This window comes from Corallococcus exercitus, assembly GCF_003611585.1.
Taxonomy (GTDB): Bacteria; Myxococcota; Myxococcia; order Myxococcales; family Myxococcaceae; genus Corallococcus; species Corallococcus exercitus.
In genome coordinates, this window is the sequence record NZ_RAVW01000654.1 from 1 (window position 1) to 3408 (window position 3408).

3 protein-coding genes are annotated in these 3408 nt (G+C 73.8%); 1 reads left to right on the forward strand and 2 read right to left on the reverse strand.

Going from position 1 to position 3408, the window contains the following annotated elements:
• The first annotated feature begins 187 nt into the window (after positions 1-187).
• On the forward strand, positions 188-1030 hold the full coding sequence (locus D7W79_RS40345) for a beta-sandwich domain-containing protein (protein ID WP_208729973.1): 843 nt from the start codon (positions 188-190) through the stop codon (positions 1028-1030).
• Positions 1031-1320: 290 nt separating this feature from the next.
• Here the strand turns inward: D7W79_RS40345 and D7W79_RS40350 are convergent, their stop codons facing one another.
• Both D7W79_RS40350 and D7W79_RS40355 read right to left on the reverse strand, forming a co-directional pair.
• Complete coding sequence (locus tag D7W79_RS40350) at positions 1321-2724, reverse strand: HAMP domain-containing sensor histidine kinase (protein WP_120530516.1); 1404 nt, start codon at positions 2722-2724, stop codon at positions 1321-1323.
• A complete protein-coding gene (locus D7W79_RS40355) occupies positions 2724-3404 on the reverse strand; it encodes a response regulator transcription factor (protein WP_120530517.1) in 681 nt (226 codons plus the stop codon). Before D7W79_RS40355 ends, D7W79_RS40350 begins: the two co-directional genes overlap by 1 nt.
• Positions 3405-3408 lie beyond the last annotated feature (4 nt).

Genomic DNA, 3408 nt, shown 5'->3' on the forward strand with positions numbered 1-3408 from the left:
GTGGGGTGACGGTGGGGTGGGAGGTGCCCGCGCTCCTGGCGTTCGCCGCGGTGTTCGTGGGGCTGGCCGCGTTCAGCGTGAGCCGCCGCGAGTAGCCCGTGCGCTGTGGGTTGTTGGACTTGCCCGGTGCCTTCCACTACGACGGCGGGCACCGCATCACGAAGAATCCTCCAGAGGAGACCGCCTCATGAAGCTGCGTCTGCTTGGCTTGTCGATGGTCGGTGTCGCGGGGCTCCTGGCCCTGCCCGCGTGCAAGAAGGAGGAGGCGCCCACGCCCTCCGCCGAGGCGCCCGCCGCGCGTCCGGCGACGCCCACGCAGCAGGCCGTCCCTCCGGCGCCCACGGCGGGAGCGGGCACGGGCGAGGCGGCGGCTCCGGCGCCCGCGGGCAACGGCGTGGTGAAGGGCACGGTGTCGTTCACCGGCACGCAGCCGGTGATGGCGGACCTGGCGCCCAGCGCGGACCCCGCGTGTGACGGGCGGCCGGAGAAGGAGCAGTCCGTGCTGGTGAAGGACGGCAAGCTCCAGAACGTGCTGGTGCGTGTGAAGGGCCCGGTCGCGGGCGCCCCCGCGGCGCCGTCCACGCCGGTGGTGGTGGACCAGTCCAAGTGCACCTACGTGCCGCGCGTGCAGGGCGCGGTGGCGGGCCAGCAGGTGATGTTCAAGAACAGCGACGGCACGCTGCACAACGTGCGCGGCGTGGTGGGCACGCGGCCGGTGTTCAACGTGGCGCAGCCGCCCTCGGGCGCGCCGGTGCAGAAGCCGCTGCCGTCGGACGCGGAGGTGCTGCGCCTCAAGTGCGACGTGCACCCGTGGATGACGGCCTTCGTGGTGAGCAACCCCAACCCGTACTTCACCACCACCGCGGCGGACGGCACCTTCACGCTGACGGGCCTGCCCGCGGGCACGTACACGCTGGAGGCGTGGCACGAGACGCTGGGCATGAAGACGGCGGAAGTCACCGTGAAGGACGGCGCGCCCACGGAGGCGACGTTCGCCTTCGCCGCGACGGACGCGCAGGCGAAGCAGTAGTCCGCCACGAGGCGACGTTCGCCTTCTCCGCGACGGACGCGCAGGCGAAGCAGTCGTCCGCGAAGGGGAACAGGCTGCCCGCGCGGCCTGTCCCTGGCCCTGTCGGTCCGGCTTCGCGACGGGGCCTCCCCGCGCCCGGCGCGGCGCGACCTGTCCGACAGTCGGACCGGTTCGTGCGGTGCGCCCCGCCTTGGGCGCGCGAGGCGCCTGCCTTCGGTCCCCGGTCGAGGCGCCTGCCTTCGGTCCCCGGTCGGGGCGCCGGTGTGCGGGAGGGGCGCCTGCCGCCGCCGTCAGGCCAGCGGGTTCAACGCGGGCCCCGGCGGCCCGGCCTTGCGCACCGTGAAGCCCACGCGCGCGCCTCCGCCGGGCCGGTTCTCCGCGAAGGCCTCTCCTCCGTGGGCCCGGGCGATGCGCTGCACCAGCGCGAGCCCCAGTCCCAGGGAGCCGGCCTCGCGCGCCTCTCCGCCCCGGTCCTTGCGGTAGAACGGCTGGAAGATGCGCGTCTCCTCGCCGGGCAGAAGCCCCGGGCCCCGGTCCTCCACGCTGAAGGCCAGGTGCTCCTTGCCGTGCTCCTGCAGCCGGAGCGCCTCCACGCCCACGCCGTGCTTGCGCGCGTTGTCGAGCAGGTTCACCAGCGCCCGGCCCAGCAGCGTCGCGTCCGCCATCAGCGCCACGTCGTCCGTCTCCGGCTGGAGCAGCGTCGCGGACAGCCCCACGCGCTCCAGCGCCTGCGCCGCCAGCACGCCCGCCTCCAGCGCCTTGGGCGTGAGCTGCCCGAAGTCCAGGCGCGAGCTGGCGAGCAGCTCGCCCACCAGCGCGTCCAGCTCCACCACCTCGCGGTCCACCTGGTCCAACGTGCGCGGGTTGCCTCCGCCGTCGCGCAACAGCTCCGTCAGCACCCGCAGTCGCGCCAGCGGCGTGCGCAGCTCGTGTGACACCGCCGCCAGGAGCTCGCGCTGGTCCGCCAGCTGCTTCTCGATGCGCGCCGCCATGTCGTTGAAGGACTCGGCGAGCACCGCGAACTCCCCGGTGGTGTGGCGGTCCAGGCTCGCCCGAGCGCCCAGCCGGCCCTCGCCCAGCTCCTGCGTGGCCTTCACCAGCGTGTCCACCGGCCGCGCCAGCCGGAACGAGATGCCGCCCGCCGCCGTCCACAGCACCAGCACCGCGATGCCCAGCGGCAGCACGGCGCGCCAGGGGCCCCGCGAGCGCGTTTGCAGGTAGCACGCCTGCACCGTCCCCAGCTGCGTGTCCTGCCGCATCACCGGGATGGTCGCGTCCGGCTTCGCGCACGGCGAGCCACCCCGCGCCACCACCGCGCCGGACAGGTCCGTCAGCTCGACGTCCACGTCCAGGTCGTCGGAGATGCCCCGCACCAGGGACTCCCTCGCGGCGGGCGCGTCCCAGACCTCCGCGAAGCGGTGGCCCACGAACGAACGGGCGCGCTCCGTCTCCTGCCGCCAGGTGTTGCCGCCCGTCAGGTTCATCACCCACGACACCACCAGCACCGTCACCAGGATGGTGAGCCCGAACATGACGAACAGCCGGCGCCGCAGCCGCGCCTGCACGAAGGAACCCAGCCGGCCCAGGTGGAACCTGCGCCGGTGATGGTGGTGGTGACGTGCGTGGCGGCCGAAGCCCCGCGGGGGACGCGGGATGCAGGGCTCCTCGTCGGGATGCCAGTGGCCCCAGCCCATCAGGCGCCTTCCTTCGCGAACACGTAGCCCACGCCGCGCACCGTCTTGATGAGGCGCGTGCCCACGTCTCCCAGCTTCTGGCGCAGGTGGGAGATGTGCACGTCCACCGTGCGCTCGCTCACCACCGTGTCGTTGCGGCCCGCCTCGCCCAGCAGCGCGTCGCGGGGAATCACCCGGCCCGCGCGCCGCACCAGCGCGAGCAGCAGGTCGAACTCCAGGCCCGTCAGCTCCACCGCCTTGCCCTCCACCCGCACCTCGCGCCCGGACACGTCGATGGAGACGCCGCTCGACTCGAGCCGGTCCGCCACCGCCGCCGGCTGCGCCCGCCGCAGCACCGCGCGCAGGCGGGCGAGCAGCTCGCGCGGGCCGAAGGGCTTGGGCAGGTAGTCGTCCGCCCCCAGCTCCAGCCCCACCACGCGGTCCGTCTCGTCGCCCTTGGCGGTGAGCATCAGCACCGGGATGCGGCTCTTGGCCCGGATGCGCTTGCACACCTCCAGGCCGTCCATGCCCGGCATCATCACGTCCAGGAGCACGGCGTCGAAGGCGTTCGCCTCCAGCGCCGCCAGCCCGCGGCCTCCATCGGGCGCGTGGCTGACGGTGATGCCGTTCTGCCCGAGGTACTCCGCGAGCAACTCGAACATCCGGGTGTCGTCATCGATGAGCAGGACGCGGGTGGGCATGGGC

What these genes read in the sequence shown, in the direction of transcription:
- D7W79_RS40350 (WP_120530516.1), bottom strand. Translation starts at nt 2,724, where the DNA reads ATGGGCTGGGGCCACTGGCATCCCGACGAGGAGCCCTGCATCCCGCGT.
- D7W79_RS40345 (WP_208729973.1), top strand. Translation starts at nt 188, where the DNA reads ATGAAGCTGCGTCTGCTTGGCTTGTCGATGGTCGGTGTCGCGGGGCTC.
- D7W79_RS40355 (WP_120530517.1), bottom strand. Translation starts at nt 3,404, where the DNA reads ATGCCCACCCGCGTCCTGCTCATCGATGACGACACCCGGATGTTCGAG.